We start from the raw sequence: 22160 nt of genomic DNA, 5'->3' as shown, positions 1-22160 counted from the left end.
CTACAAAAAAATGCATCTGGTATTGATCACGGGCATGTCGGGCTCGGGCAAATCGGTGGCACTCAATGCGCTGGAAGACCTGGGTTTTTACTGCGTTGACAATTTGCCCCCTGAACTCCTGCTGCCGTTGATCAAGCTGGAACGGGCCAATGAAGCCGGCAATTTGGCCATTGCCATGGATGTGCGCAGCGCAGCGTCCCTGCCGCAGGTTCCCAGTCAACTGGCGCAACTCAAAATCCAGGGCGTGCAGGTCGACTGCCTGTTCCTGGATGCCAGCACCGACACGCTGATGCGCCGGTTCTCGGAAACGCGGCGACGGCATCCCCTGTCCAAAACAGACACCTCACAGAACATAAACGACCAGCACCGGGCACTCGCCGAAGCCATCGAGCTGGAGCGTGAACTGCTCAGTGAATTACGGGCTGATGCCCATGTGATCGACTCCAGCATCATCCGCCCCACCCAATTGCAAAGCTACGTCAAGTCTTTTATCGATGCCCCCGGTGAGCAGCTGACCCTGGTGTTCGAGTCCTTTGCCTTCAAACGCGGCGTTCCCAACGATGCCGACTTTGTCTTTGATGTGCGTATGCTGCCCAACCCTCACTACGAACCGGGCCTGCGCGACCTGACCGGATGCGACCGCCCAGTGATCGACTTTCTACAACAGCAAGCCGATGTGCAAACCATGCTGGACCAGATCCACACTTTTCTGGATCACTGGCTGGAGGCCATGGCGCACAACCACCGCAGTTATGTAACGGTCGCCATTGGCTGCACAGGTGGCCAGCACCGCTCGGTCTATCTGGTGGAGCAGTTGAACACCCTGTTCGCGCCACGCTGGAGCACCCTCAAACGGCACCGCGAAATGGCTGCGCGCCATCCCGATCAGTTGGGGTCAGAGCACGTCGCTACGCGAGTGGTCTGACCCGCAAGCTTTCCCAACTTGCAGCATTTTCTTGATGGGTGCGGGCAGGCCTATTTTGGCGATTTGCGCTGCTCCAAACCATTGCCCGTCCAGCGGCAGCGCCTGGTGTCCCGCCAGCCTGAGCAGCACCGGGTGCAGGTACAGATCCTTGTGTGTCAGCACATGCTTGAACGACGGCAGATCCCGCAGCGAATGCACCCCCTGCTGATCCACCACAGCCTGCAGGGTTTGCCGATCTTCGAACAAGGGCAGGCAATACAAACCGGCCCAGACGCCTGGGGTGGGCCGTTGACTCAGCCAGACCGCGCCATCGTCCGTCATCGCCCATAACAGCCAGATCGACTGGGCACTGCGTTTGAGTTTGCGGGTTTTCAGTGGAAACTTTTCCGGCGACCCCAAGGCCTGGGCAACACAACGTTCAACCAGAGGGCAAACCGGGCAAGCCGGATTTTTGCTGGAACACAGAGTCGCTCCGAGGTCCATCATGCCCTGGGTATAGCGCACCATGTTGCGCAACAAGTGGTCTTTCGGGAGTAACTCGGTCGCAAGGTCCCACAAGCGGAGCTCGTTCGAAGCCAGTGCCAGATCATCCGCAAACCCCAGGTAGCGGGTCAGCACCCTTTTGACATTGCCATCCAGAATGGCCACCCGCTCGCCAAAACACAGGGCGGCAATGGCTGCAGCGGTAGAGCGCCCGATGCCCGGCAGGGTTTGCAATTGCTGGGCCGACCGCGGAAACACCCCGCCATGCAAGGCGACCACGTCCTGCGCACAACGGTGCAGATTGCGGGCGCGGCTGTAGTAGCCCAACCCAGCCCACAGATGCAGCACCTCATCAAGTGGCGCCTGGGCCAGCGCCTGAACGTCGGCAAAGCGTGCCACAAAGCGCGAAAAGTAGGCTTGTACCGTAACCACTTGCGTTTGTTGCAGCATGATCTCCGAGAGCCAGACGCGGTACGGATCCCGCGTGTTTTGCCAGGGCAAATCGTGGCGCCCTGCCTGCGCCTGCCAGTGCACCACGTGCGATGCCAAAAAACCGTCCATCAGGAAACCTTCGCAAAAATCATCTCAGGGCTTTTGACAGGTGGCGCAGTAAAAGGTGGCGCGCTGGCCCTGCTTGATCAGACGCACCGGGCTGGCGCACACATGGCAGGGCAAGCCGGCACGTCCATAAACCATGGTCTGCAGCTGGAAATAGCCCGCCTGGCCACTGGCGCTGGAGAAATCGCGCAGCGTACTGCCACCCAACTCAACGGCTTGACCCAACACTTTCACGATGGCAGCGTGCAACCGCGCGACCCTGGGCCTACTCAGCCGTGCAGCGGCCACGGTGGGGCGAATACCCGCCACAAACAGCGCCTCGGACGCATAAATATTGCCGACCCCCACCACCGCTTCACCGGCCAGCAGCACCGACTTGATGGCAGATGAATGGCGCTTGAGCCGGGTCTGAAATCCGGTCACATCAAAATCTTCCGACAAGGGCTCCGGCCCCAGGCGTCCCAGCAGCTTGTACGCCACAGGATCAGCCAGACTGTCAACGTAAACCACGGCACCAAAACGGCGTGGATCATGCAAACGCAAAGTACCTTGCGTGGTCACCAGATCAAAGTGGTCATGCACACCTGCCGCCGGCAGCACCGGGGCAAAGCGCAAACTGCCCGACATGCCCAGATGCACCAGCAAAACGCCCAAGTCGAACTCAATCAGCAAATACTTGCCGCGCCTGCCTACCGAGCGCACACGCCGGCCCGACAAGTGATCTGGCTCGCAGCCCAGCGGCCAACGCAGGGGTTTGCCAAGCCGCACTGCCTGCACGGTGGCGTTTTCTATGGCATGGGCAAAACTGCGCCGGGTCACTTCTACTTCGGGTAATTCAGGCATGGCACTCTTATCTGACGGACATGAATTATTATGACCACATGCGTCCTTCCCATCGTCTCATCTTTTCCCTGCTGACCGCCTGCTGGGTCAATATTCATGCGCAAACACCCGTTCCGACCGAAGCTCCGGCACAAAGTTCGGCCATGGACAGTGCGCTCTTCTACCAGCTTCTGCTCGGCGAACTCAACGTCCAGGCGCAAGAACCCGCTGTGGCCTTTTCCTTGCTGCTGGATGCGGCGCGCAAAACCGGTGACGAAGCCCTTTTCAAGCGTTCGGTACAAATCGCCTTGCTTGCGCGATCGGGGGAATCGGCATTGCAGGCTGCCAAAGCCTGGCAACAAAGCGTTCCAGCCTCGCAGGAGGCGGTCCGTTATGTGCTACAGATTTTATTGGGTCTGAACCGCCTGGCTGACACCCAGGAGCCGCTCAAACGCATGCTGGCGCTGACACCCAGGCAGGAACGTGCTGCCACCATCTGGGCCATCCCGTCGCTGTATGAACGCGTCAGCGACAAAAAACTCGCCGTGACGGTCGTTCAAAAAGCCCTGACGCCCCTGCTGAATGAGCCAGCTCTTGGCGCCACAGTTTGGGCGACGCTGGGTCGCTTGTGGCTCAGTGCAGGCAATCCGGTGGCAGCCCTTGATGCGGCCAAAAAGGGCCAGAACTTTCGTGAGCATCAGGATCATCCGGCCTGGCTGGCCCTGAGCCTGATGCGAGCCGATGTGCCCAAGGCCGAAGATCTGGTGAAAAACCATTTGGCGAATCAACCCAGCACAGAATTTCGCATGGCTTATGTACAAACGCTGCTGCTGGCCAAGCGCCATACCGAAGCCATTGCCGAACTGCAACACATCAGTAAACTGCAGCCCGCCTATGCCCCGGCCTCGCTGCTGCAAGGTGCGGTGCACATGGAAATGCGCCAATGGGACAGCGCGCAAACCAATTTCTTGCACTATCTGGACCTGATGCAGGCTGAAATCGGGGGACAAGCCACGGCGCCGGCTCCCCGCGGCCTGTCGCAGGCCTACCTGTCGCTGGCGCACATTGCGTTGCAACGCCAGGACCTGTCACAAGCCCAGGACTGGTTACAACGCGTGGACCATCCGGACGACCTGCTGCCCGCCCAACTCCGGCGCGCCAGTCTGCTGGCCCAGCAAGGCCAGCTGGAGGATGCACTGACGCTGATCCACAGCCTGCCCGCGCGCTCGGCCACAGAGTTGCAGCTCAAGCGCAGTACCGAAGTGCAAATTTTGCGTAATCAAAAGCAATTTGCCCGCGCCCGCGCCCTGCTGGAAGACGCGCTGGCCCACAACCCGCAAGATACCGATGCGCTCTACGATCTCGCCATGCTGGCAGAAATTGTGGACGATCTGGCGGAAATGGAACGACTGTTGCGTCAACTGATGACACTCAAACCGGAAGACCCCCAGGCTTACAACGCCCTGGGTTACGCGCTGGCAGACCGTGGCGAGCGCTTGCCCGAGGCCCGACAACTGATTGAAAAAGCACTGACGCTCTCGCCCGGCGATCCCTTCATCATGGACAGCCTGGCCTGGGTCGCATTTCGCATGGGACAAAACGAAGAAGCTTTGCGCTTGCTGCACAACGCCTTCAAGCAGAAACCAGATGCCGAAATCGCAGCCCATCTGGGCGAGGTATTGTGGGTCACAGCGCAACCCGACGAGGCCAGGAAAATCTGGCGGGAAGGCCTTCAGATCAACCCTGATAACGACACCCTGAAAGCAACGTTGCAACGTCTGCGTGTTGAATTGTGAACAAGCGGCTTGCGTCATCACTGCTGAGCCTGTGCTTGTTATTTGCCGTGGCCGGCTGTGCTGTGCCCAGCCGTATCTCCGAGGAAAAAGCCGCACAGACAGCACGCTGGATTGGCCGCCTGTCGGTGCGGGTCGAGGCCTCTCCGGCGCAAGGCCCCCAGGCCTTTTCGTCAAGCTTTGAACTGCAAGGCGGACCCGCGCAAGGGCAGCTGCTCTTTTTCACCCCCTTGGGCAGTACCGCTGCCGCCATTTCCTGGTCACCCCAACAGGCTCACATGCAATCAGGAACGCAAACGCATGCTTTCAACAGCATCACCGAATTGATCGAGCGCGTCCTGGGCACGCCGGTACCGGTGGCTGCACTGTTCGCCTGGCTCGCGGGCGAACCCTTGAGCCTGGACGGCTGGCAGGTGGATCAGTCGCAATTTGCCGATGGCAAAATTACCGCACGACGCATCAGCCCTTCGCCCAGTGCGGAAATTCGTGTCGTCCTTGAACCCTGAACAGCGGCCTTGGGAGCCCCTACCAAACCTATCACGTCTTGATGAAATCCTTGTTTGACATCCCGGCTCCCGCCAAACTCAACCTTTTTTTACACATTGTTGGCCGTCGACCCGATGGCTACCATCTGCTGGAATCGGTGTTCATGCTGATCGACTTGTGTGACACCCTGCACTTTGAGCTGCGCGCCAACGGCGCCATCAGCCGGGAAGACCTGAACAAGGCACTGCCAACCGACGACCTGATTGTTCGCGCCGCACGCGCCCTGCAAAACCTCAGTGGCACTGCGCAGGGGGTACACATCAGCGTCACCAAATCCATCCCGGAACAGGCCGGCCTCGGGGGGGGCTCCTCGGATGCCGCCTCGACCCTGCTGGCGCTCAACCGTTTATGGGGGCTTGGTCTGAGTCTGTCGCAGCTCCAGCGCATTGGCCTGCAACTGGGCGCCGATGTCCCCTTCTTTTTGAGCGGGCATAACGCCTGGGTCAGTGGCATTGGCGAACACATCACGCCAATTACATTGGCACCGGCCCGCTTCGTCGTGGTCAAACCAGCCGACGGCTTGCAAACACAGCGAATTTTTTCACATCCGGACTTAAAAAGGGATACAAAATCCGCTACAATTTCTGACTTCGCTGCAGACGCATACGGCTTTGGCCACAACGACTTGCAGCCTGTCGCGCAGGCACTTTGCCCCGCCGTCACACAGGCACTTAACTGGTGCAGTGATCGCGGTCTCAATGCCAGAATGTCGGGCTCTGGAAGTTCAGTGTTTGCGCAGGTTGCGGAAAATTTTGAGGCTGGTGATCATGCCGGTTTTCTGGTGAGACAATGCCGCAATCTTGCAGCTCATCCTCTTCAAGGTTGGACTGCTTAGTAAGAGTTATCGGTGGGTCATGTTTCATGATCCACCCGTGTAGGGGAGTCGCCAAGCTGGTTAAGGCACTGGATTTTGATTCCAGCATGCGAAGGTTCGAATCCTTCCTCCCCTGCCAAATTTTCACACATGTCTACTTGAGACATGAATCTGCCACAGCGACTCATAAGTTGGGATTTCCATGCAAGCCGATCAAACCCCTGATTTCATGGTTTTTACAGGCAATGCCAATCCCGCGCTGGCCAACGACATTGCGCATTACCTTCACATTGGTTTGGGTAATGCCGAGGTGGGTCGATTTTCTGATGGTGAAGTGACTGTTGAGATCAAACAAAACGTGCGTGCGCGCGACGTTTTTGTAGTGCAAAGCACCTGTGCTCCCACCAACGAGAACCTGATGGAACTGCTGATCATGGTGGATGCACTCAAGCGTGCCTCCGCCGAACGCATCAGCGCCGTGATTCCCTACTTTGGCTATGCGCGGCAAGACCGCCGTCCGCGCTCCAGCCGCGTACCGATTTCGGCCAAAGTGGTCGCCAACATGCTGCAAGCCGTGGGGGTGGCCCGTGTTTTGACCATGGACCTGCATGCCGACCAGATCCAGGGCTTTTTTGACATTCCCGTGGACAACATTTACGCCTCGCCCGTTTTGCTCGGTGACTTGCGGCAAAAAAACTACGACGATCTGATCGTGGTCTCGCCCGATGTCGGCGGCGTGGTGCGTGCCCGCGCGCTGGCCAAGCAACTGAACTGTGATCTGGCCATTATCGACAAACGCCGCCCCAAGGCCAATGTCAGTGAAGTCATGCATGTGATCGGTGAAATTGATGGCCGCAACTGCGTCATCATGGACGACATGATCGACACTGCGGGCACCCTGGTCAAGGCGGCCGAAGTGCTGAAGGAGCGTGGCGCCAAAAAGGTCTACGCCTATTGCACCCACCCCATTTTTTCGGGTCCGGCCATCGAGCGTATCACCACTGGTGCGGCACTCGATGAAGTGGTCGTGACCAACACCATTCCACTCACAGCCGCAGCCCTGGCCTGCCCCAAGATTCGTCAGCTCAGTGTGGCACCGCTCATTGGCGAGACCATCCAGCGCATCGCCAAGGGCAAATCGGTGATGAGTTTTTTTTCTGATCAGGAAAACCTTTTCTGATCGGATTTCAAGCCGCCGGTGTCGCCGTCAAAAGTGCCCGGCTTTTTTAATCAGGGTCCCACTGGTCGCGGTGGACCCTTCCAGGAGTTTTTATGAAATTTACCGCTTTTGAGCGTCCCAAGCAGGGCACGGGTGCGAGCCGCCGTCTCCGCATCACCGGTCGTACGCCCGGTATTGTCTATGGTGGCACTACGCCCCCCCAAGCGATTGAAATCGATCACAACGCCCTGTGGCATGCGCTGAAAAAAGAAGCCTTTCACTCCAGCGTTCTGACCATGGAAATTGGCGACAGCAGCAGCCCGGTGTTGTTGCGCGACGTGCAGGTTCACCCTTTCAAACAGCTCATCCTGCACGTGGATTTCCAGCGTGTTGACGCCTCCACCAAGCTGCACGCCAAAGTGCCATTGCACTTCTTCGGCGACGAAAATTCGCCTGCCATCAAGACCGAAGGCTGCATTGCCAACCACGTGATCAGCGAAATTGACGTGCTGTGCCTGCCTGCTGACCTGCCCGAATTCATCAAGGTGGACTTGAGCGGCCTGAAGAAAGGCTCCTCCCTGCACCTCGCTGAAATCGCCTTGCCCAAGGGCGTCACAGCCGTCAAGCACGGCAGCGACAAAAACCCGGTGGTGGTTTCCGTGGTCGCTGTTGCCGGCGCCGAGCCAGTCGCTGCTGCCGAACCGGCTGCTGACGCCGCCGCCAAACCGGCTGCCAAGCCAGCCGCCAAAGCCAAGAAATAAGCCTCGCCGCTTATTCAAAGGGCTCACCCAAGGTGAGCCCTTTTTTTTAGCTGAAGACATTCGACAATTCGGATAATAGCGACATGATCAGACTTTTTGTAGGACTGGGCAACCCCGGGCCCGAATACGAACAGACCCGCCATAACGCCGGTTGCTGGTGGCTGGACGCGTTGGCGCGTGAGCTCAAGGTCAATTTGACAGCTGACAAAAGTTACCATGGCCTGGTCGCACGAACCAGCGTTCAGGGCCAATCGGTCTGGCTGCTGGCGCCCCAGACCTTCATGAACCTGAGCGGCAAGTCGGTGGCGGCACTGGCCAATTTTTTCAAGATACCGCCGCAAGAGATCCTGGTCGCCCACGATGACCTGGACATTGCCCCCGGCGAAGCCAAACTCAAGCTGGGCGGCAGCCATGCGGGCCACAATGGCCTGCGTGACATCCACGCCCAATTGGGCACCGACCAGTACTGGCGCCTGCGCTTGGGCATTGGCCACCCTGGCAATCGGGCCGAGGTGCTGCACTGGGTGCTTAAAAAGCCCGTGCTGGACCACCGCATCGCCATTGACCAGGCGATTGACCGGACCCTCAAGGCCCTGCCCCAATTTTTGTCGGGTGATATGGAACAAGCCACGCGCCTGGTGCACACCAGCAAACCGCCGCGCCCCGGCAAGCCCAAACCCGTCACCACTCCAGCCCAGCCACCAGCGGCCAACAACACGTGATACGCTTGGGCCTTGCGCCACGATGCCGGGCGCAGGGGAGATTCAGGTGCAAAAAGTTCACATTCGAGCTGCGTTTATGCTGGTCGGGGCCACACTGGCGTTGGGCGTTCAAGCCCAAACCATTTACCGCTGTGGCAATTTTTACAGTCAGGTACCCTGCCCGGGTGCTGAACCCCTGCAGCTGAGTGACCCACGCCAGCCAGAGCAAAAACAGCAGACAGATGCAGCCTCTGAACAGACGGCCAGGCTGGCACAAACCATGGCGCAAACACGCATCGCAGAAGAAAAACATTTGCTCGCCAGCCAGCAAGCCATCACTGCAACGACACCAGAGAAGCCAGAACCCGGCACCCCCAGGACCACCATCCTGACACCCAAACGGATGCAGCCAAAACACAAAAAACCGGCAGCATTTATTGCAGAAGTGCCGGGCTCCGAAAAGCGAGGGGGGCAGAAAAAGAAACTCAGGCCCTGACCCGGCTGCAGGTCAGGCCGGTGGAACCGACAGACTTTGCGCGTGCAGGCGCCGGTACTTTTGCCACAGGGTTTCCTGGTCTTCGACAAAGTCCGGATTGACTGGAATACAGTTCACCGGGCATACCTGCACACATTGCGGTTCATCAAAGTGGCCCACACACTCGGTACATTTGGCGGGGTCGATCTCATAGATGTCCTGCCCCATGTAAATCGCGTCATTGGGACATTCCGGCTCGCAAACATCGCAGTTGATGCATTCGTCGGTGATTAACAGGGCCATAAACGCAATCAGACAAAAGTAAGTAGGCCCTGATTTTAAAAGTTTGGCTTATTCCGCGGTGTCAACATTGTCTTGCTCGGCACCCTTGACAATCATCACTGGCACCCCAGCAGCATGCAACACCTCATTGGACACCGAACCCAACAGGGCGCTGCGCAGGGCACTGGTGCCACTGGCGCCCATCACCACCAGATCGCAGCCGTAGTTTTCAAGAATGTCCACCAGCGTATGCGCCGGGTCACCCGAGGCCACCTCCTCCTCGTAACCCAGTCTGGCTTCATCCAGCAGTACCCGCGCGGCCTGCAAGGTGTTGGTCCCGGCCGCCGCGCTGACCTGCCCAATCACCTCCGGGTCGTGCGCTACCATTAATTCATACAGGCTGGCAGGCTCCTGAACATTGGCCAGCACCACACTGGTGTCAAGGCCATCTGCAGCCATGCGAATGACGAAACGCACCGCCTCCAGGGCGACAGCAGAGCCATCAAAAGGCAAAAGGATTTTCATGTTTTCTCCAAAAATTCAAAGGGGCCTGCCAGCCAGGCGACTTACTTTTTCCAGCAACCGCTGGTTGACGGCAGGTGAGACAAATTTATCCACTTCACCACCCAGGGTGGCAATTTCACGCACAAAGGTGCTGGAAATAAACTGGTACTTGTCGCCAGGAGTTAAAAATACGGTTTCAACGTCTGGCATCAGGCTGCGGTTCATGCCTGCCAATTGGAATTCGTAATCAAAATCGGTCACGGCGCGCAGGCCGCGCACCATCGCCTTGGCGCCACATGAAACCACAAAGTCACGCATCAATCCATCGAAACTTGCCACTTGCACGCCAGGGTAGGGCTTGACCGCCTCGCGCGCCATGTCGAGTCGTTCCTCAAGTGAAAACATGGCCTTTTTGTGGTGCCCTGCCGCCACCGCCACAATCACATGGCCGAACAATTGGGCCGCGCGGCGCACCACGTCCTCATGTCCCAGGGTGATCGGATCAAAGGTACCCGGATAAACGGCAATCAGATCATTGGCCATGGCGAATAGTGAGTTTCAGTAAGCATGCGGCCATTATGAACCCGCTGGCGCTGCGAGTGGTTCGATGCGCTTGAGCAAATGTGCGTGCACCATGCCCGCCTTCAGATGGCGATGCAGCTGCAAACCCAGCGCCTGCAACTGCTCGTCAGACCAGCGTTTGGACGCTTCCAGATACAAGAAACCATTGGCTGCCAGCGCCGGCGCAGCAACCTGCACAGCGACTTCAAACAGCTCCGAGTCAAAGGGTGGATCCAGAAAGATCAGATCCAGGCTGCCCGCGGATGCATGGCGCAGTGCCGCCACCGCATCGCCCCGGACCACCTGAACCACCTCCGCCTTCAACTGGCTTTGCACGCGTTTGAGTTGCGCCACCAGGGCTGCGTCCTGTTCGACCAGCAACACCTGCGCGGCACCGCGCGACGCCGCCTCAAAGCCCAGGGCGCCCGTGCCGGCAAAAGCATCCAGACAGCGCCAGCCGCCCAGGTCCTGCCCCAACCAGTTGAACAGGGTTTCACGTACCCGGTCTGGCGTGGGGCGCAAGCCCGGCTTGTCGGCCACCTGCAGTTTGCTGCGTTTGTACTGGCCGCCGATGATACGTATTTCATGGCTTTGCACAGCACGCGGACGCGGTGCCCGGGGGGGACGATCTTTAGGTTCGGAGGGGGCTCGTTTCATACCCAGCATCTTACCCGCGGAGGCCCGCCCGGCAGACTCACTGGGACGCGTCTACTGTCCCCCCAGCACCACGGTCACCATCTTCCCGGGCTGGAGCTTGCGCTGGAACGCCGCCTTGATATCAGCCCGCGTGATGCTCTGAACGCGCTGCGCCCAGGCGTCAAGATAATCGAGCGGCAAGTTGTTCCAGGCGATATTGGCCACGTTGTCAAGCAGTTTGCGGTTGCTGTCCAGGCGCAGGGCAAAGCCACCAATCAGGTTGTCCTTGGCGGCCTGAAGCTCGGTCTCGGTCGGGCCTTCGGCCACAAAGCGGGCCAGCACATCGCGTGACACCTGCAAGGCCTGATCGGCCTGGTCGGGACGGGTTTGCAAGCCGATGGTGAAAGCGCCCGCATGCAGCCCGGGTTGAAAGTAGCTGTAGACGCTGTAACTCAAGCCCCGTTTTTCCCGCACCTCATGCGTCAGGCGCGAAACAAAACCACCGCCCCCCAGGATGTAATTCCCCACCAGCATGGCAAAAAAATCAGGGTCGTTGCGTTTGTAGCCAGGCTGACCCAGCAGCACATGGGCCTGGGCCGAGTCAAAAGCGATACGCTGTTCGCTGGCCTGCGTCAAAGGCGCCACTTCAGCCAGCACAGGCAGCGCCGGGCAGGACGCTGCCGCTGCTGTCTCGGGCGCCGCCAGCCTGGCAAGCAGTTGTGTCACCAGCGTGTCGGCCTGCGCACGCGTCAAGGCGCCCACCAGCGTGACCTTGGCGCAACAAGGTTGAATCGACTGCCGATAAAGGAGCGCCATGTGCGAGGTCTCGATGCGCTGCAAACTGGCCTCGGTGGTGTCATACCCATAAGGGTGCGAACCGTAGACAGCCTGGTCGAACGCGCGCTGGGCCAGTGTGGCCGGGCGGGTATTGGCCTCCTTGATGGCTGCGATCATGGTTTCACGCTCACGTTGCCAGACATTTTGGGGGAAAGCCGGCTCAGCGAGTTGCCGCGCCGCCAGTTGCACCGCGCGGGCCAGCAGATCGGGGTAGGTCAGCGAGCGCAGCGTAAAGCTCATGCGGTCATTGCCGGCATGGCCGCCAAAGCTGGCGCCCAGGTCGGCCCAGGCCTCACCCAGCGCGTTTTCGTCCAGCGCCGCTTCGCCCCGCGCCGGGTTGGCCAGCACGCCCATGCCGCTCAGACTGGCGGTCACACTGGCCAGTCCGGCTTGCCCGGCCGGATCGCGGCGGCTGCCGGCGTCAAAGTCAAGTTGCACATCGACCATCGGAATCGCGTGGCTTTGCACCAGGTAGACCTGGGCGCCGCTGGGTTGGGTCCAGTGTTCAATGGCAATACCGGCCATGGCGGCCTGCATATACAGAAGACTGACCAAGGAGGTCAATACCGCGTGGAGCGTTATTTTTTTGAGCGTGATCATGGCGTCAATCTGGAATTGTTTTAATGTCTGCTGCCGGCTGGTACGGTGCGTGGCTTGCCGGTTTTGTTCAGTGGCTGTGGCAACAACTGGGCCACGGTCAACTGGTCGTCGCCAAAGTATTTTCCTGCCACCGCCTTGACCTGTTCCGCCGTCACGGCGCGCAGGCGCTCGATCAAACGCTCATGGGCATCCAGCGGCTGGCCCTGCACCCAACTGGTGCCCAATTCACGCGCCTGGTTAAAGACCGAATCAAGCTTGTACACCGCGCTGGCCACCCACTGGGTTTTGACCCGGGCCAACTCTGATTCGGAGACGCCTTCGGTGGCAATGCGCGTCACCTCGGCGCGCAGGGCGGCCTCCACCTGCCCGGCCGTCTTGCCTTGGGCTGGCACCCCCGATAACACGAACAACTGCGGGCCACGCCCCCACAAACCGTTGTCGGCGCCGGCGCTGTCGGCCACCCGGGCCGGTCCCTGGGTCAGGGCGCGTTCCAGACGGGCGCCGCTGTAGCCGTCCAGCACCGCAGACAACACCGTTAGTGCCAACGCATCGGCATCGTCTGTGCCCCCATCAAATGATTGAAAGCTGGGCACCTTGAACGCCAGCGTCACCATGGCCTGCTCGGCCGGCGCTTTGATGGCGATGCGTTTGAGGCCTGTTTGTGCAGGTTCGACACGTGGTTTGCGCTCGGGCACCGCCCGAGCGGGAATGTGCCCATAGTATTTTTCAGCCAGGCGGCGCACCTCAGCCACATCTACATCACCCGCCACCACCACGGCGGCATTGGCCGGCACATACCAGCGCTGGTAAAAAGCACGGGCATCCCCGGGCGTCAGGGACTCCAGGTCACTCATCCAGCCAACAATCGGGCGGCGATACGGTGAAGCCACGAAAACAGCCGCCTGCAAGGCTTCATTCATGAGCGCCCGCGGGTTGTCTTCGGTACGCATGCGACGCTCTTCCTTGACCACTTCGAGCTCTTTTTTGAATTCCTCGTCAGACCACTGGTTATTCGCAAAACGATCGGCTTCAAGCGCCATCACATCGGCCAGCCGGGCAGCAGGGATTTGCTGGTAATAACCGGTGTAGTCCAGGCTGGTGAACGCGTTGTCGCGCCCGCCCAGGGCTGCCACACGGCGGGAAAACTCCCCGACCGGAACGCTGGGCGTGCCTTTGAACAACATGTGCTCCAGCACGTGCGCCACGCCCGAGCTGCCATCTACTTCGTCCATTGATCCGGCGCGCAGCCACAGCATGTGCACGGCCGTGGGGGCGCGCCGATCGGGTTTGACGATCAAGCTCATGCCGTTGGCCAGCGTGAACTGCTGTGCCTGGACAGGGGGCGACGCGGGCGCAACAGGTGCCTGGGCACTGGCCGTCGAGAGGGTGGCCCAGACCAGCCAGGCAGCGCCGAAACGGGTCAAACCAGGGGGTATCAAAGTAGGTGCGTTGTGTTTCATAGAATGCAGTGATACCACGAACCAACAAAATGTTCAGCTTCTTCAGAAAAAAGCCCCCTGCCCCACACCCTGTCGTCGCCAGCGCTATCCCGGATGCGCTGCCCCAACCCGCCACGACTCCGGTGCCTGATGCCATGTCAACGCCACCGGTTGCGGCACCCGGCCAAGCGTTCACCTCAGAACCGGCGCCAGCCCTTGAACGCCAATCCTGGATCGACAAGCTCAAGGCAGGTTTGCGCAAAACCGGCAATAGCATTGCCACCGTCTTCACCGGTACACAGATTGACGATGCCCTTTATGAAGATCTGGAAACGGCCCTGCTGATGGCCGACACCGGCGTCAAGGCCACCGGGCATTTGCTGCAAGACCTGAAACGCCGCGTCAAGGAAAGCAAAACCACCGACCCGGCTGCCGTCAAGAGCCTGCTGGTGGCGTCCCTCACCGACCTGCTCACGCCTTTGCAGAAATCACTGGTGATTGGTCGCTTCAAACCGACCGTGATCATGGTCGTCGGTGTCAATGGCGCGGGCAAAACCACCTCCATTGGCAAGCTCACACGGCATCTGGCCGTCAACAATGCCAGCGTCCTGCTGGCCGCTGCCGATACCTTCCGGGCGGCGGCGCGCGAGCAATTGGGCGTCTGGGCTGACCGCACGGCAGTGGACATCATCAGCCAGGAAGGCGGCGACCCGGCGGCGGTAGCCTTTGATGCGGTGAGCGCGGGCAAAGCTCGCGGCCGCGACGTGGTGCTGGTGGACACCGCCGGACGTCTGCCCACCCAGTTGCATTTGATGCAGGAACTGGTCAAGATCAAACGCGTGATCCAGAAAGCCGGTCCAACGCTGGACAACCTGAGCGCAGCCGCCAGCACGGCCGATGAAATCGCCATCACCATACCGCCCCACGAGGTGCTGCTGGTGATTGACGGCAACACCGGGCAGAACGCACTCACACAGGTCAAGGCCTTTGACGACGCGCTGGGTCTGACCGGCCTGATCGTGACCAAGCTCGACGGTACGGCCAAGGGCGGCGTGCTGGCCGCCATTGCCCGTGAACGCCCCATCCCCGTGTATTTCATCGGTGTCGGTGAAAAACTGGAAGACCTGGAAACCTTCAACGCCCGTGAATTTGCCCAGGCACTGCTGTCCTAGCGCCTGCGCTGAACCCGCCACACCCAGACCCCATGACGACACTGCTCCCCCATATCCAGATCGACACAGCCCCCAATCCCGACGCCGCCGTAATCTGGCTGCATGGCCTGGGCGCTGATGGCAATGACTTTGCCGGCCTGGTGCCCGAGCTTGACCTCACTGGCTGCCCTGGCATCCGTTTCATTTTCCCGCATGCCCCGGAGATCCCCGTCACCATCAACGGCGGCTATGTGATGCCTGCCTGGTACGACCTGCTCGGCACCGACATGATCAGTCGCCAGGACGCAGCAGGCATTGGTGCATCAGAAAAGGCGATTACGGCACTGATCGAGCGGGAAATCGCACGCGGCATTTCGGCCAAGCGCATTGTGCTGGCCGGTTTCTCGCAAGGCTGTGCCATGGCGCTGCACACCGGGCTACGCTTTCCCCAGGCACTGGCCGGTATCATGGCCTTGTCAGGCTACCTGCCGCTGGCAGAGCGCTTTGCTGCAGAACGCGCTGCGGCCAACGCCCACACCCCGATCTTCATGGCACACGGCAACCAAGACCCGGTGGTGCTCCCCGCCCGTGGCGAAGCGAGTCGCGACCAGCTAAGCAGTCTGGGTTACCCGGTGCAATGGCACAGCTACCCCATGCCGCACAGCCTGCACCCGCGCGAAGTGGTCGATATTTCCATTTTTCTGCGTCAGGTCCTGGCCCCTGAAGTGGCCTGAAAACAAGCTCTTTTTGCCGGCTTCAACAAGTTTCACAAGTGGGACTTGAAAAAAGTGAAAATAGCGCTTGCTTTGCTGAAACGCGGCTGCTCCTGCAGCAACCCTTAACCCAAGCTTTCAATAACTTTATGGCAACCGAAAAAACAAAAGCCGCCAAGGAATTTGTCTTTGAGTGGGAGGGCAAGGACCGCAATGGCAAACAGGTTCGAGGGGAAACCCGCGCCGGGGGCGAAAACCAGGTGCAATCGTCGTTGCGGCGCCAGGGCATCATGCCGCTCAAGATCAAGAAGCGGCGCATGAGCGCCGGCAAGGCTATCAAACCCAAGGACATGGCGATCTTTACCCGCCAGTTGGCCACCATGATGAAAGCCGGTGTGCCGCTGCTGCAGGCCTTTGACATTGTCGGCCGCGGCAACCCCAATCCGAGCGTGACCCGACTGCTCAACGACATCCGCAACGATGTGGAAACCGGTACCTCGCTGAGTGTGGCGTTTCGCAAATACCCGCTCTACTTTGACAACCTGTACTGCAACCTCGTCGAGGCTGGCGAGGCCGCCGGTATTCTGGACCAGTTGCTGGATCGGCTGGCGGTTTACATGGAAAAAACCGAGGCCATGAAATCCAAGATCAAATCCGCCCTGATGTACCCCATCTCGGTGCTGGTCGTGGCTTTTGTCGTGACTGCCGTGATCATGATTTTTGTGGTGCCGGCGTTCAAGGAGGTGTTTTCCAATTTTGGCGCCGACCTGCCCGGGCCGACTCTGGCGGTGATCGCCATGAGCGAGATTTTTGTTCAGTACTGGTGGCTGATTTTTGGCGGCATCGGCGGCACGCTTTATTTTTTCATGCAAGCCTGGCGGCGCAACAAGAAAATGCAGGTCATCATGGACCGCCTCATGCTGAAATTGCCCATTTTCGGGGTTCTGGTGGAAAAATCCTGCATTGCCCGCTGGACCCGAACCCTGTCCACCATGTTTGCCGCCGGCGTACCACTGGTCGAGGCGCTGGACTCGGTAGGGGGTGCCGCGGGCAACTCGGTCTACGAATTGGCCACCGTCAAAATCCAGCAGGAGGTTTCCACCGGCACGGCGCTCACACAGGCCATGACCAACGCCAACCTGTTCCCCTCGATGGTGCTGCAAATGTGTGCTATCGGCGAAGAGTCGGGCTCCATCGACCACATGCTGGGCAAGTCAGCCGACTTCTATGAAGCGGAAGTAGACGATATGGTGGCGGGCATATCCAGCCTGATGGAACCCATCATCATTGTGATCCTGGGTACCGTCATTGGCGGCATTGTGGTGGCCATGTACCTGCCCATCTTCAAGCTCGGTCAGGTGGTCTGATGATAGACATACAAGGACTGGAGGCCAGCCTGCTGGGTCTTCTGGGTCTGCTGATCGGCAGCTTTCTCAATGTCGTCATTTACCGCCTGCCGGTGATGCTCGAAACCCAGTGGCAAGCCGAATGCGCCGACATGCAGGGAAAAAACCAGCCGGAAAGAGCGCCCTTCAGCCTGGTCGTGCCGCGCTCACGCTGCCAAAGTTGCGGTCACCAGCTGGCCTGGTTTGAAAACATTCCGGTGCTGAGTTACCTGGTGCTGCGCGGGCGCTGCGGCCATTGCCAGGCGGGCATCAGCCTGCGCTACCCACTGGTTGAACTGGTCACCGGTCTGCTCTTCCTGTGGTGTGGCTGGCAATGGGGGGCGACGGCGACCGCCCTGATCTGGAGTGGTTTCTGTGCTGCCCTGGTGGCGCTCGGCATGATTGACTGGGACACGACCTTGTTGCCCGACGACATCACGCTGCCGCTGCTGTGGGCCGGCCTGGCAGTTGCCGCCCTGAAATTGGGCAACGTCCATCTGAACGATGCCTTCTGGGGTGCGGTGTGTGGCTACCTGTCGCTCTGGCTGGTGTACTGGGCTTTCAAGCTGGTCACCGGCAAAGAGGGCATGGGTTATGGCGACTTCAAGCTGTTTGCTGCGCTGGGTGCCTGGTTTGGCTGGCAGGCGCTGATTCCCATCATCCTGATGGCATCGGTGATTGGAGCAGCCGTAGGGATCGGCCTGAAATTTTCGAAAAATCTGCGCGAAGGGGGCTATGTGCCCTTTGGTCCGTTTTTGGCGGCTGCCGGACTGACCGCCCTGCTGGCAGGCCCCAATGCCATGCTCAAGGCCGTGGGCTTGTAAAACGTGCACGCACCGTTTCATGTCGGTTTGACAGGGGGCATTGGCAGCGGCAAAAGCACCGTGGCGGCCCTGCTCGCCCAATTGGGTGCCGCCATCATGGATGCCGATGCCATCGCCCGCCAGCTCACCGCACCCGGTGGTTTGGCCATGCCCGCCATTGCGCGGCGTTTTGGCGCCGACTTCGTCACCGCCGAGGGAGCGCTGGACCGCGACCGCATGCGCGACCTGGCCTTCAAAGACCCCGGCGCCAAACTGAACCTGGAAGCCATCATCCATCCACTGGTCGCTGAAGAAACCCGGCGCCAGGTCGGCGCTGCCGAGCACGCTGGCTACCACTGCCTGGTGTTTGATGTGCCCTTGCTGGTGGAGTCAGCCAGCTGGCGACAAAAAGTGGACCATGTGCTGGTGGTGGATTGCCTGGAAGAAACCCAGATCGCGCGGGTGAAGGCACGCAATGGGTTCAAGCGTGCGGCAGTCGAGGCCATCATCGCCGCCCAAAGCAGCCGTCTGCGCCGTTTGCAGGCAGCTGACAGCGTGATTTTCAACGAGGGTCTGACGCGTGAGGGTTTACGCGCCGAAGTGACAGCCCTGGCGCCCCGCTTCAAGCTATCATTAGTCCCAGCAAACTGATCGATTGAATAGCGTGATCCTTTACGAATACCCATTGCAAGAACGCATTCGCACTTATTTGCGTCTGGAACATCTTTTTATCCAATTGCAGCAATTGTTGCCGCGCGTGGCGGCTATGGACCACCACTTTGCGCTGGCAAGCATGTTCGAGATCCTCGAAGTCAGCACGCGCGCCGACCTCAAGTCCGATCTGCTCAAAGACCTCGACAGGCAAAAACATACCCTTGACAGTTACCGCGGCAATCCGGCCATTGCCGAGGCAGCGCTTGATGAAGTGATCCAGCAACTGGACCAGTGCTTTGAAACCCTGAACAACCTGCCTGGCAAAGTGGGGCAGACCCTGACCGAAAACGACTGGCTCATGGCCATTCGCAGTCGCGTCGTCATTCCGGGTGGCACCTGCGGCTTTGATCTGCCCGCCTACCACGCCTGGCAGCACAGGCCCCCTGCTTTTCGGCAAGCCCAGCTACAGCAATGGGCTCTGTCGCTGAAGCCCATGGCCGATGCCGTGCACATCTTGCTCAAGCTGTTGCGCGGCTCCGGTGCACCGCAAAAAGTCATCGTCAACAACGGTCAGATGCAGCAAAGTCTGCCCCAGGGACGCACCTTTTTGCTGTTGCGGCTGGCGCTCGATGACAGCCTGGAACTGGTGCCTGAAATCAGCGGCAACCGGCTGATGGTATCGGTGCGACTGCTGCACCAGGACGAAGACCATCGGCTGCAAGCCATCACCGAAGATGTCAGCCTGGAGCTGGCCTTGTGCGCATGAACGAGCCCACCAAGCAGGCCACTAGCATCCCGGTCAAAATCGTGACCTGTCCGGGCTGTGGGGGTGCCAGCGTCTATGCGGCAAGCAACCCTTATCGCCCTTTCTGCAGCGAACGCTGCAAACAGATTGACCTCGGGGCCTGGGCCAGCGAACAGTTTGCCGTGCCTGCCGTGGCGCCGCCTGAAGATTTTGCGCCGGACTAAACCCGGCCTAAACGCCGCGTTCCTCAGCCAGCCACTGCAACACCGGCAGCGTGCCGGGCAGCACCGGGTTCACCGACACCGGCAGGCGTTGCCAGGCAAACGACTGGGCCTCGCGCATTTGCAGCTCACCCGACCAATGCCAGACCTTGCAGAAATGCAGGCGCACCAGCGCATGCGGGTAGTCCACCAACTCTTGCCGCCAGGGTTCGATCTGGTCAATGTGAATACCGAGTTCTTCCTGCAGTTCGCGTTGCAGCGCCTGCTGCACCGACTCGCCCGGCTCGAACTTGCCACCGGGAAACTCCCAGTAACCGGCGTAGACCTTGTCAGCCGGGCGCGACGTCAGCAAAAAATCACCGTCCGACCGGATCAACACACCCACCGCCACATCGACCACGGCACGGTCGGCACCACCGACCCGTGGCAACGCGCCGTCGGCCACCAGCGCAGTGGCTGCCCTGCCCTGCTGGCTCATGTGGTGACAGCGTGCTGACCGGCGTAGTCCAGGGCAAACTGGTAGGCGACACGACCGCTGCGCGAACCCCGCTCCAGCGCCCAGACCAGGGCCTGAGCGCGTGCCGCCTCAATGGCCGCTGCCGACACCCCCATGGCACCCAGCCACTGGGCCACGATGGTGAGGTACTCGTCCTGAGAAAACGGGTAAAAGCTCACCCACAGGCCAAAACGCTCCGAAAGCGATATTTTCTCCTCCACGCCTTCACCCGGATGCACCTCGCCATCAGGGGTGTGGGTGTAGCTGAGGTTTTCCTTCATGTATTCGGGCAACAGATGGCGCCGGTTGCTGGTGGCGTAAATCAGCACATTGGCGGTGGTGGCGGCCACCGAGCCGTCCAAGATCGACTTGAGCGCCTTGTAGCCGGACTCGCCTTCATCAAAGCTCAGGTCATCGCAAAACACGATGAATTTGTACGGCTCGTCCGATACCAGGTCAATGATGTCGGGCAAGTCGGTCAGGTCGGCCTTGTCAACTTCGATCAGACGCAGGCCCTGAGCGGCAAATTCATTGAGGCAGGCGCGAATCAGCGACGATTTTCCCGTGCCTCGGGCGCCGGTCAGCAGCACGTTGTTGGCCCGTTGGCCGTGCACGAACTGGCGCGTGTTGCGGTAAATCTTTTCCTTTTGCGGCTCGATTTCTTTCAGGTCGGCCAGGGCCATGGCGCCGACATGGCGCACCGGCTCCAGCGTGGCCCGGCCGGAACTGCGCTTGCGGTAGCGAAAGGCGCTTGATGCGGTCCAGTCGGTTTGCGCCACGGCTTGCGGCAGCACCGCCTCAATGCGGGTGATGAGCTGCTCGGCACGCAGCAGCAAATGCTCGAAACTCGCGTTCATGAACGGTAATCGGCGTTGATCGAGACATAGTCATGGCTCAGGTCACAGGTCCACACGGTGTCCGCCGCATCACCCCGGCCCAGCACCACGCGCACCGTGATCTCGGCCTGCTTCATGACCCGCTGGCCATCTTCCTCACGGTAGTCGGGGTTGCGCCCGCCCTTGAACGCGACCAGCACCTCGTCTAGGTACAAGTCAATGCCGGTCTGGTCCAGGTCGGTGATGCCGGCATACCCGACGGCGGCCAGGATGCGGCCGAGGTTGGGGTCGCTGGCGAAAAATGCGGTCTTGACCAACGGCGAGTGCGCAATGGCATAGGCTGCCTGGCGGCACTCGGCCTGGGTCTTGCCACCCTCGACCTGGATGGTGATGAACTTGGTGGCGCCTTCGCCGTCGCGCACAATGGCTTGCGCCAGTTGGCGCGCGACACCCAGCATGGCGGCCTTGAGCGCCTGGCCGGCCGGGCTGTCCAGCGAAGTGATCGGGGCATGGGCCGCCTGGTTGGTGGCAATGACCACGAAGGAGTCGTTGGTCGAGGTGTCGCCATCCACCGTGACCCGGTTGAACGAACCCTCAGCCAGCTCGGTGGCCAGTTGTTTCATGAGTCCTGGACTGACGCAGGCGTCGGTGGCCATGAAACCCAGCATGGTCGCCATATTGGGGCGGATCATGCCGGCACCCTTGCTGATGCCGGAGATGCTGACCCGTGTGCCGTCAATCATGAGCTGCACGCCAAACGCCTTGGGCACGGTGTCGGTGGTCATGATGGCCTCGGCGGCGCGCAACCAGTGGTCGGCACTGGCATTCTGAATGGCGGCGTCCAGTCCGGCCTCGATACGCTCGCTGGGCAGGGTTTCCATAATGACCCCGGTCGAAAACGGCAGCACCTGCTGTTTGGACACACCCAGCCGCCCGGCCAGCGCCTGGCAGGTGCTGGAGGCCCGCGCCAGCCCGTCTGCACCGGTGCCGGCGTTGGCGTTGCCGGTGTTGATCAGCATGGCGCGGATGCCCTGGCCCGTGGCCAGATGCTCGCGGCAAAGCTGTACCGGTGCTGCGCAAAAACGGTTTTGCGTAAAGACCCCGGCCACCGAAGCGCCCTCGTCGATCAGCACCACGGTCAGGTCCTTGCGGTTGGCCTTGCGAATGCCGGCTTCGGTGACACCGATGCGCACACCGGCAATCGGAAACAATTCAGCGGGATTTGGGTGTAACAAATGAACAGACATGGGGGGGTGCTTT

At 60.1% G+C, this 22160-nt stretch carries 26 protein-coding genes and 1 tRNA gene; 16 read left to right on the top strand and 11 right to left on the bottom strand.

All coding sequences use genetic code 11. The annotated features are described in order from the left end of the window. Positions 1–10 precede the first annotated feature (10 nt). Entirely contained in the window at positions 11–925 is a 915-nt protein-coding gene (gene rapZ / locus NDJ10_RS12860) for an RNase adapter RapZ (protein WP_296162880.1), read from the top strand. Here rapZ and mutY read toward each other — a convergent pair. Then, complete coding sequence (gene mutY, locus NDJ10_RS12855; RefSeq protein ID WP_296162877.1) at positions 896–1969, bottom strand: A/G-specific adenine glycosylase; 1074 nt, start codon at positions 1967–1969, stop codon at positions 896–898. The genes rapZ and mutY overlap by 30 nt on opposite strands. Before the next feature lie 24 nt (positions 1970–1993). Then, positions 1994–2809 (bottom strand): bifunctional DNA-formamidopyrimidine glycosylase/DNA-(apurinic or apyrimidinic site) lyase, encoded by an 816-nt coding sequence (mutM, locus tag NDJ10_RS12850; protein ID WP_296162874.1) that lies wholly within the window; start codon positions 2807–2809, stop codon positions 1994–1996. A 38-nt stretch (positions 2810–2847) separates the two neighbouring features. On the opposite strand from mutM, the gene NDJ10_RS12845 reads away from it, so the two are divergent. From NDJ10_RS12845 to NDJ10_RS12810, 8 genes are all read left to right on the top strand, one after another. Continuing rightward, positions 2848–4584, top strand: coding sequence for a tetratricopeptide repeat protein (locus NDJ10_RS12845; RefSeq protein WP_296162871.1), 1737 nt, complete (start codon positions 2848–2850; stop codon positions 4582–4584). Further along, complete coding sequence (locus NDJ10_RS12840; RefSeq protein ID WP_296162869.1) at positions 4581–5087, top strand: lipoprotein insertase outer membrane protein LolB; 507 nt, start codon at positions 4581–4583, stop codon at positions 5085–5087. Before NDJ10_RS12845 ends, NDJ10_RS12840 begins: the two co-directional genes overlap by 4 nt. 41 nt (positions 5088–5128) lie before the next feature. Next, the gene (ispE, locus tag NDJ10_RS12835) at positions 5129–5962 is read left to right on the top strand and encodes a 4-(cytidine 5'-diphospho)-2-C-methyl-D-erythritol kinase (RefSeq protein ID WP_296162867.1); all 834 of its coding nucleotides are present in this window, start codon (positions 5129–5131) and stop codon (positions 5960–5962) included. 41 nt (positions 5963–6003) lie between these two features. Beyond that, positions 6004–6080: transfer RNA gene (locus NDJ10_RS12830), tRNA-Gln, on the top strand. A 63-nt stretch (positions 6081–6143) separates the two neighbouring features. Further along, positions 6144–7121 (top strand): ribose-phosphate pyrophosphokinase, encoded by a 978-nt coding sequence (locus tag NDJ10_RS12825; protein WP_296162865.1) that lies wholly within the window; start codon positions 6144–6146, stop codon positions 7119–7121. A gap of 92 nt (positions 7122–7213) precedes the next feature. Next, complete coding sequence (locus NDJ10_RS12820; RefSeq protein WP_296162862.1) at positions 7214–7861, top strand: 50S ribosomal protein L25/general stress protein Ctc; 648 nt, start codon at positions 7214–7216, stop codon at positions 7859–7861. An 83-nt stretch (positions 7862–7944) separates the two neighbouring features. After that, a complete protein-coding gene (gene pth / locus NDJ10_RS12815) occupies positions 7945–8583 on the top strand; it encodes an aminoacyl-tRNA hydrolase (RefSeq protein ID WP_296162861.1) in 639 nt (212 codons plus the stop codon). A 76-nt stretch (positions 8584–8659) separates the two neighbouring features. After that, on the top strand, positions 8660–9058 hold the full coding sequence (locus NDJ10_RS12810; protein WP_296162858.1) for a hypothetical protein: 399 nt from the start codon (positions 8660–8662) through the stop codon (positions 9056–9058). A gap of 12 nt (positions 9059–9070) precedes the next feature. Here the strand turns inward: NDJ10_RS12810 and NDJ10_RS12805 are convergent, their stop codons facing one another. From NDJ10_RS12805 to NDJ10_RS12780, 6 genes are read right to left on the bottom strand one after another with little or no spacing between them, the layout of a single operon-like run. Then, the gene (locus NDJ10_RS12805) at positions 9071–9340 is read right to left on the bottom strand and encodes a YfhL family 4Fe-4S dicluster ferredoxin (protein ID WP_296162857.1); all 270 of its coding nucleotides are present in this window, start codon (positions 9338–9340) and stop codon (positions 9071–9073) included. A gap of 48 nt (positions 9341–9388) precedes the next feature. After that, positions 9389–9844 carry a universal stress protein gene (locus NDJ10_RS12800; RefSeq protein ID WP_296162855.1) on the bottom strand — a complete coding sequence of 152 codons (456 nt, stop codon included), beginning with the start codon at positions 9842–9844 and terminating at the stop codon, positions 9389–9391. A gap of 15 nt (positions 9845–9859) precedes the next feature. Continuing rightward, complete coding sequence (gene coaD / locus NDJ10_RS12795; RefSeq protein WP_296162853.1) at positions 9860–10366, bottom strand: pantetheine-phosphate adenylyltransferase; 507 nt, start codon at positions 10364–10366, stop codon at positions 9860–9862. Positions 10367–10399: 33 nt separating this feature from the next. Next, positions 10400–11041 (bottom strand): 16S rRNA (guanine(966)-N(2))-methyltransferase RsmD, encoded by a 642-nt coding sequence (rsmD, locus tag NDJ10_RS12790; RefSeq protein ID WP_296162850.1) that lies wholly within the window; start codon positions 11039–11041, stop codon positions 10400–10402. Between the two features lie 51 nt (positions 11042–11092). After that, positions 11093–12457 carry a pitrilysin family protein gene (locus tag NDJ10_RS12785; protein WP_296162848.1) on the bottom strand — a complete coding sequence of 455 codons (1365 nt, stop codon included), beginning with the start codon at positions 12455–12457 and terminating at the stop codon, positions 11093–11095. 20 nt (positions 12458–12477) lie between these two features. Next, entirely contained in the window at positions 12478–13917 is a 1440-nt protein-coding gene (locus tag NDJ10_RS12780) for a pitrilysin family protein (RefSeq protein WP_296162846.1), read from the bottom strand. Positions 13918–13946: 29 nt separating this feature from the next. On the opposite strand from NDJ10_RS12780, the gene ftsY reads away from it, so the two are divergent. The 7 genes from ftsY (at position 13947) to NDJ10_RS12745 (ending at position 19571) form a co-directional block, all read left to right on the top strand. Continuing rightward, positions 13947–15068: a signal recognition particle-docking protein FtsY gene (gene ftsY, locus NDJ10_RS12775; protein ID WP_296162844.1), complete on the top strand. Its 1122-nt coding sequence runs from the start codon at positions 13947–13949 to the stop codon at positions 15066–15068. A gap of 32 nt (positions 15069–15100) precedes the next feature. Next, on the top strand, positions 15101–15781 hold the full coding sequence (locus NDJ10_RS12770) for a dienelactone hydrolase family protein (RefSeq protein WP_296162843.1): 681 nt from the start codon (positions 15101–15103) through the stop codon (positions 15779–15781). Positions 15782–15909: 128 nt separating this feature from the next. Further along, positions 15910–17127 (top strand): type II secretion system F family protein, encoded by a 1218-nt coding sequence (locus NDJ10_RS12765; RefSeq protein WP_296162841.1) that lies wholly within the window; start codon positions 15910–15912, stop codon positions 17125–17127. Next, positions 17127–17969: an A24 family peptidase gene (locus NDJ10_RS12760; RefSeq protein WP_296162839.1), complete on the top strand. Its 843-nt coding sequence runs from the start codon at positions 17127–17129 to the stop codon at positions 17967–17969. Before NDJ10_RS12765 ends, NDJ10_RS12760 begins: the two co-directional genes overlap by 1 nt. Positions 17970–17972: 3 nt before the next feature. Then, a complete protein-coding gene (gene coaE / locus NDJ10_RS12755) occupies positions 17973–18599 on the top strand; it encodes a dephospho-CoA kinase (RefSeq protein WP_296162837.1) in 627 nt (208 codons plus the stop codon). A gap of 13 nt (positions 18600–18612) precedes the next feature. Continuing rightward, positions 18613–19368, top strand: a complete 756-nt coding sequence (gene zapD / locus NDJ10_RS12750; RefSeq protein WP_296162835.1) for a cell division protein ZapD — start codon at positions 18613–18615, stop codon at positions 19366–19368. Then, complete coding sequence (locus NDJ10_RS12745; RefSeq protein WP_296162833.1) at positions 19365–19571, top strand: DNA gyrase inhibitor YacG; 207 nt, start codon at positions 19365–19367, stop codon at positions 19569–19571. The genes zapD and NDJ10_RS12745 overlap by 4 nt, the downstream gene beginning before the upstream one ends. Positions 19572–19578: 7 nt before the next feature. Here the strand turns inward: NDJ10_RS12745 and NDJ10_RS12740 are convergent, their stop codons facing one another. Genes NDJ10_RS12740 through argJ form a run of 3 tightly spaced genes read right to left on the bottom strand, consistent with a single transcriptional unit; the run spans position 19579 to position 22147 of the window. Beyond that, the gene (locus tag NDJ10_RS12740; protein WP_296162831.1) at positions 19579–20046 is read right to left on the bottom strand and encodes an NUDIX domain-containing protein; all 468 of its coding nucleotides are present in this window, start codon (positions 20044–20046) and stop codon (positions 19579–19581) included. Further along, positions 20043–20921, bottom strand: coding sequence for an ATP-binding protein (locus NDJ10_RS12735; RefSeq protein WP_296162829.1), 879 nt, complete (start codon positions 20919–20921; stop codon positions 20043–20045). The genes NDJ10_RS12740 and NDJ10_RS12735 overlap by 4 nt, the downstream gene beginning before the upstream one ends. Next, the gene (argJ, locus tag NDJ10_RS12730; protein WP_296162827.1) at positions 20918–22147 is read right to left on the bottom strand and encodes a bifunctional glutamate N-acetyltransferase/amino-acid acetyltransferase ArgJ; all 1230 of its coding nucleotides are present in this window, start codon (positions 22145–22147) and stop codon (positions 20918–20920) included. The genes NDJ10_RS12735 and argJ overlap by 4 nt, the downstream gene beginning before the upstream one ends. Between the last annotated feature and the right edge of the window lie 13 nt (positions 22148–22160).

Origin of the sequence: Rhodoferax sp., assembly GCF_023700745.1 — a bacterium.
Classification (GTDB): Bacteria; Pseudomonadota; Gammaproteobacteria; order Burkholderiales; family Burkholderiaceae_C; genus Rhodoferax.
Note: the sequence above shows the minus strand (reverse complement) of the source record. Positions and strands in the feature narration are given on the sequence as shown.

What these genes read in the sequence shown, in the direction of transcription:
- NDJ10_RS12785 (WP_296162848.1), bottom strand. Translation starts at nt 12,457, where the DNA reads ATGATCACGCTCAAAAAAATAACGCTCCACGCGGTATTGACCTCCTTG.
- coaD (WP_296162853.1), bottom strand. Translation starts at nt 10,366, where the DNA reads ATGGCCAATGATCTGATTGCCGTTTATCCGGGTACCTTTGATCCGATC.
- NDJ10_RS12800 (WP_296162855.1), bottom strand. Translation starts at nt 9,844, where the DNA reads ATGAAAATCCTTTTGCCTTTTGATGGCTCTGCTGTCGCCCTGGAGGCG.
- NDJ10_RS12820 (WP_296162862.1), top strand. Translation starts at nt 7,214, where the DNA reads ATGAAATTTACCGCTTTTGAGCGTCCCAAGCAGGGCACGGGTGCGAGC.
- ispE (WP_296162867.1), top strand. Translation starts at nt 5,129, where the DNA reads ATGAAATCCTTGTTTGACATCCCGGCTCCCGCCAAACTCAACCTTTTT.
- pth (WP_296162861.1), top strand. Translation starts at nt 7,945, where the DNA reads ATGATCAGACTTTTTGTAGGACTGGGCAACCCCGGGCCCGAATACGAA.
- NDJ10_RS12740 (WP_296162831.1), bottom strand. Translation starts at nt 20,046, where the DNA reads ATGAGCCAGCAGGGCAGGGCAGCCACTGCGCTGGTGGCCGACGGCGCG.
- NDJ10_RS12760 (WP_296162839.1), top strand. Translation starts at nt 17,127, where the DNA reads ATGATAGACATACAAGGACTGGAGGCCAGCCTGCTGGGTCTTCTGGGT.
- NDJ10_RS12810 (WP_296162858.1), top strand. Translation starts at nt 8,660, where the DNA reads ATGCTGGTCGGGGCCACACTGGCGTTGGGCGTTCAAGCCCAAACCATT.
- NDJ10_RS12770 (WP_296162843.1), top strand. Translation starts at nt 15,101, where the DNA reads ATGACGACACTGCTCCCCCATATCCAGATCGACACAGCCCCCAATCCC.
- mutY (WP_296162877.1), bottom strand. Translation starts at nt 1,969, where the DNA reads ATGGACGGTTTTTTGGCATCGCACGTGGTGCACTGGCAGGCGCAGGCA.
- NDJ10_RS12805 (WP_296162857.1), bottom strand. Translation starts at nt 9,340, where the DNA reads ATGGCCCTGTTAATCACCGACGAATGCATCAACTGCGATGTTTGCGAG.
- rapZ (WP_296162880.1), top strand. Translation starts at nt 11, where the DNA reads ATGCATCTGGTATTGATCACGGGCATGTCGGGCTCGGGCAAATCGGTG.
- NDJ10_RS12735 (WP_296162829.1), bottom strand. Translation starts at nt 20,921, where the DNA reads ATGAACGCGAGTTTCGAGCATTTGCTGCTGCGTGCCGAGCAGCTCATC.
- NDJ10_RS12765 (WP_296162841.1), top strand. Translation starts at nt 15,910, where the DNA reads ATGGCAACCGAAAAAACAAAAGCCGCCAAGGAATTTGTCTTTGAGTGG.
- argJ (WP_296162827.1), bottom strand. Translation starts at nt 22,147, where the DNA reads ATGTCTGTTCATTTGTTACACCCAAATCCCGCTGAATTGTTTCCGATT.
- NDJ10_RS12745 (WP_296162833.1), top strand. Translation starts at nt 19,365, where the DNA reads ATGAACGAGCCCACCAAGCAGGCCACTAGCATCCCGGTCAAAATCGTG.
- NDJ10_RS12845 (WP_296162871.1), top strand. Translation starts at nt 2,848, where the DNA reads ATGCGTCCTTCCCATCGTCTCATCTTTTCCCTGCTGACCGCCTGCTGG.
- NDJ10_RS12780 (WP_296162846.1), bottom strand. Translation starts at nt 13,917, where the DNA reads ATGAAACACAACGCACCTACTTTGATACCCCCTGGTTTGACCCGTTTC.
- ftsY (WP_296162844.1), top strand. Translation starts at nt 13,947, where the DNA reads ATGTTCAGCTTCTTCAGAAAAAAGCCCCCTGCCCCACACCCTGTCGTC.
- NDJ10_RS12825 (WP_296162865.1), top strand. Translation starts at nt 6,144, where the DNA reads ATGCAAGCCGATCAAACCCCTGATTTCATGGTTTTTACAGGCAATGCC.
- mutM (WP_296162874.1), bottom strand. Translation starts at nt 2,809, where the DNA reads ATGCCTGAATTACCCGAAGTAGAAGTGACCCGGCGCAGTTTTGCCCAT.
- rsmD (WP_296162850.1), bottom strand. Translation starts at nt 11,041, where the DNA reads ATGAAACGAGCCCCCTCCGAACCTAAAGATCGTCCCCCCCGGGCACCG.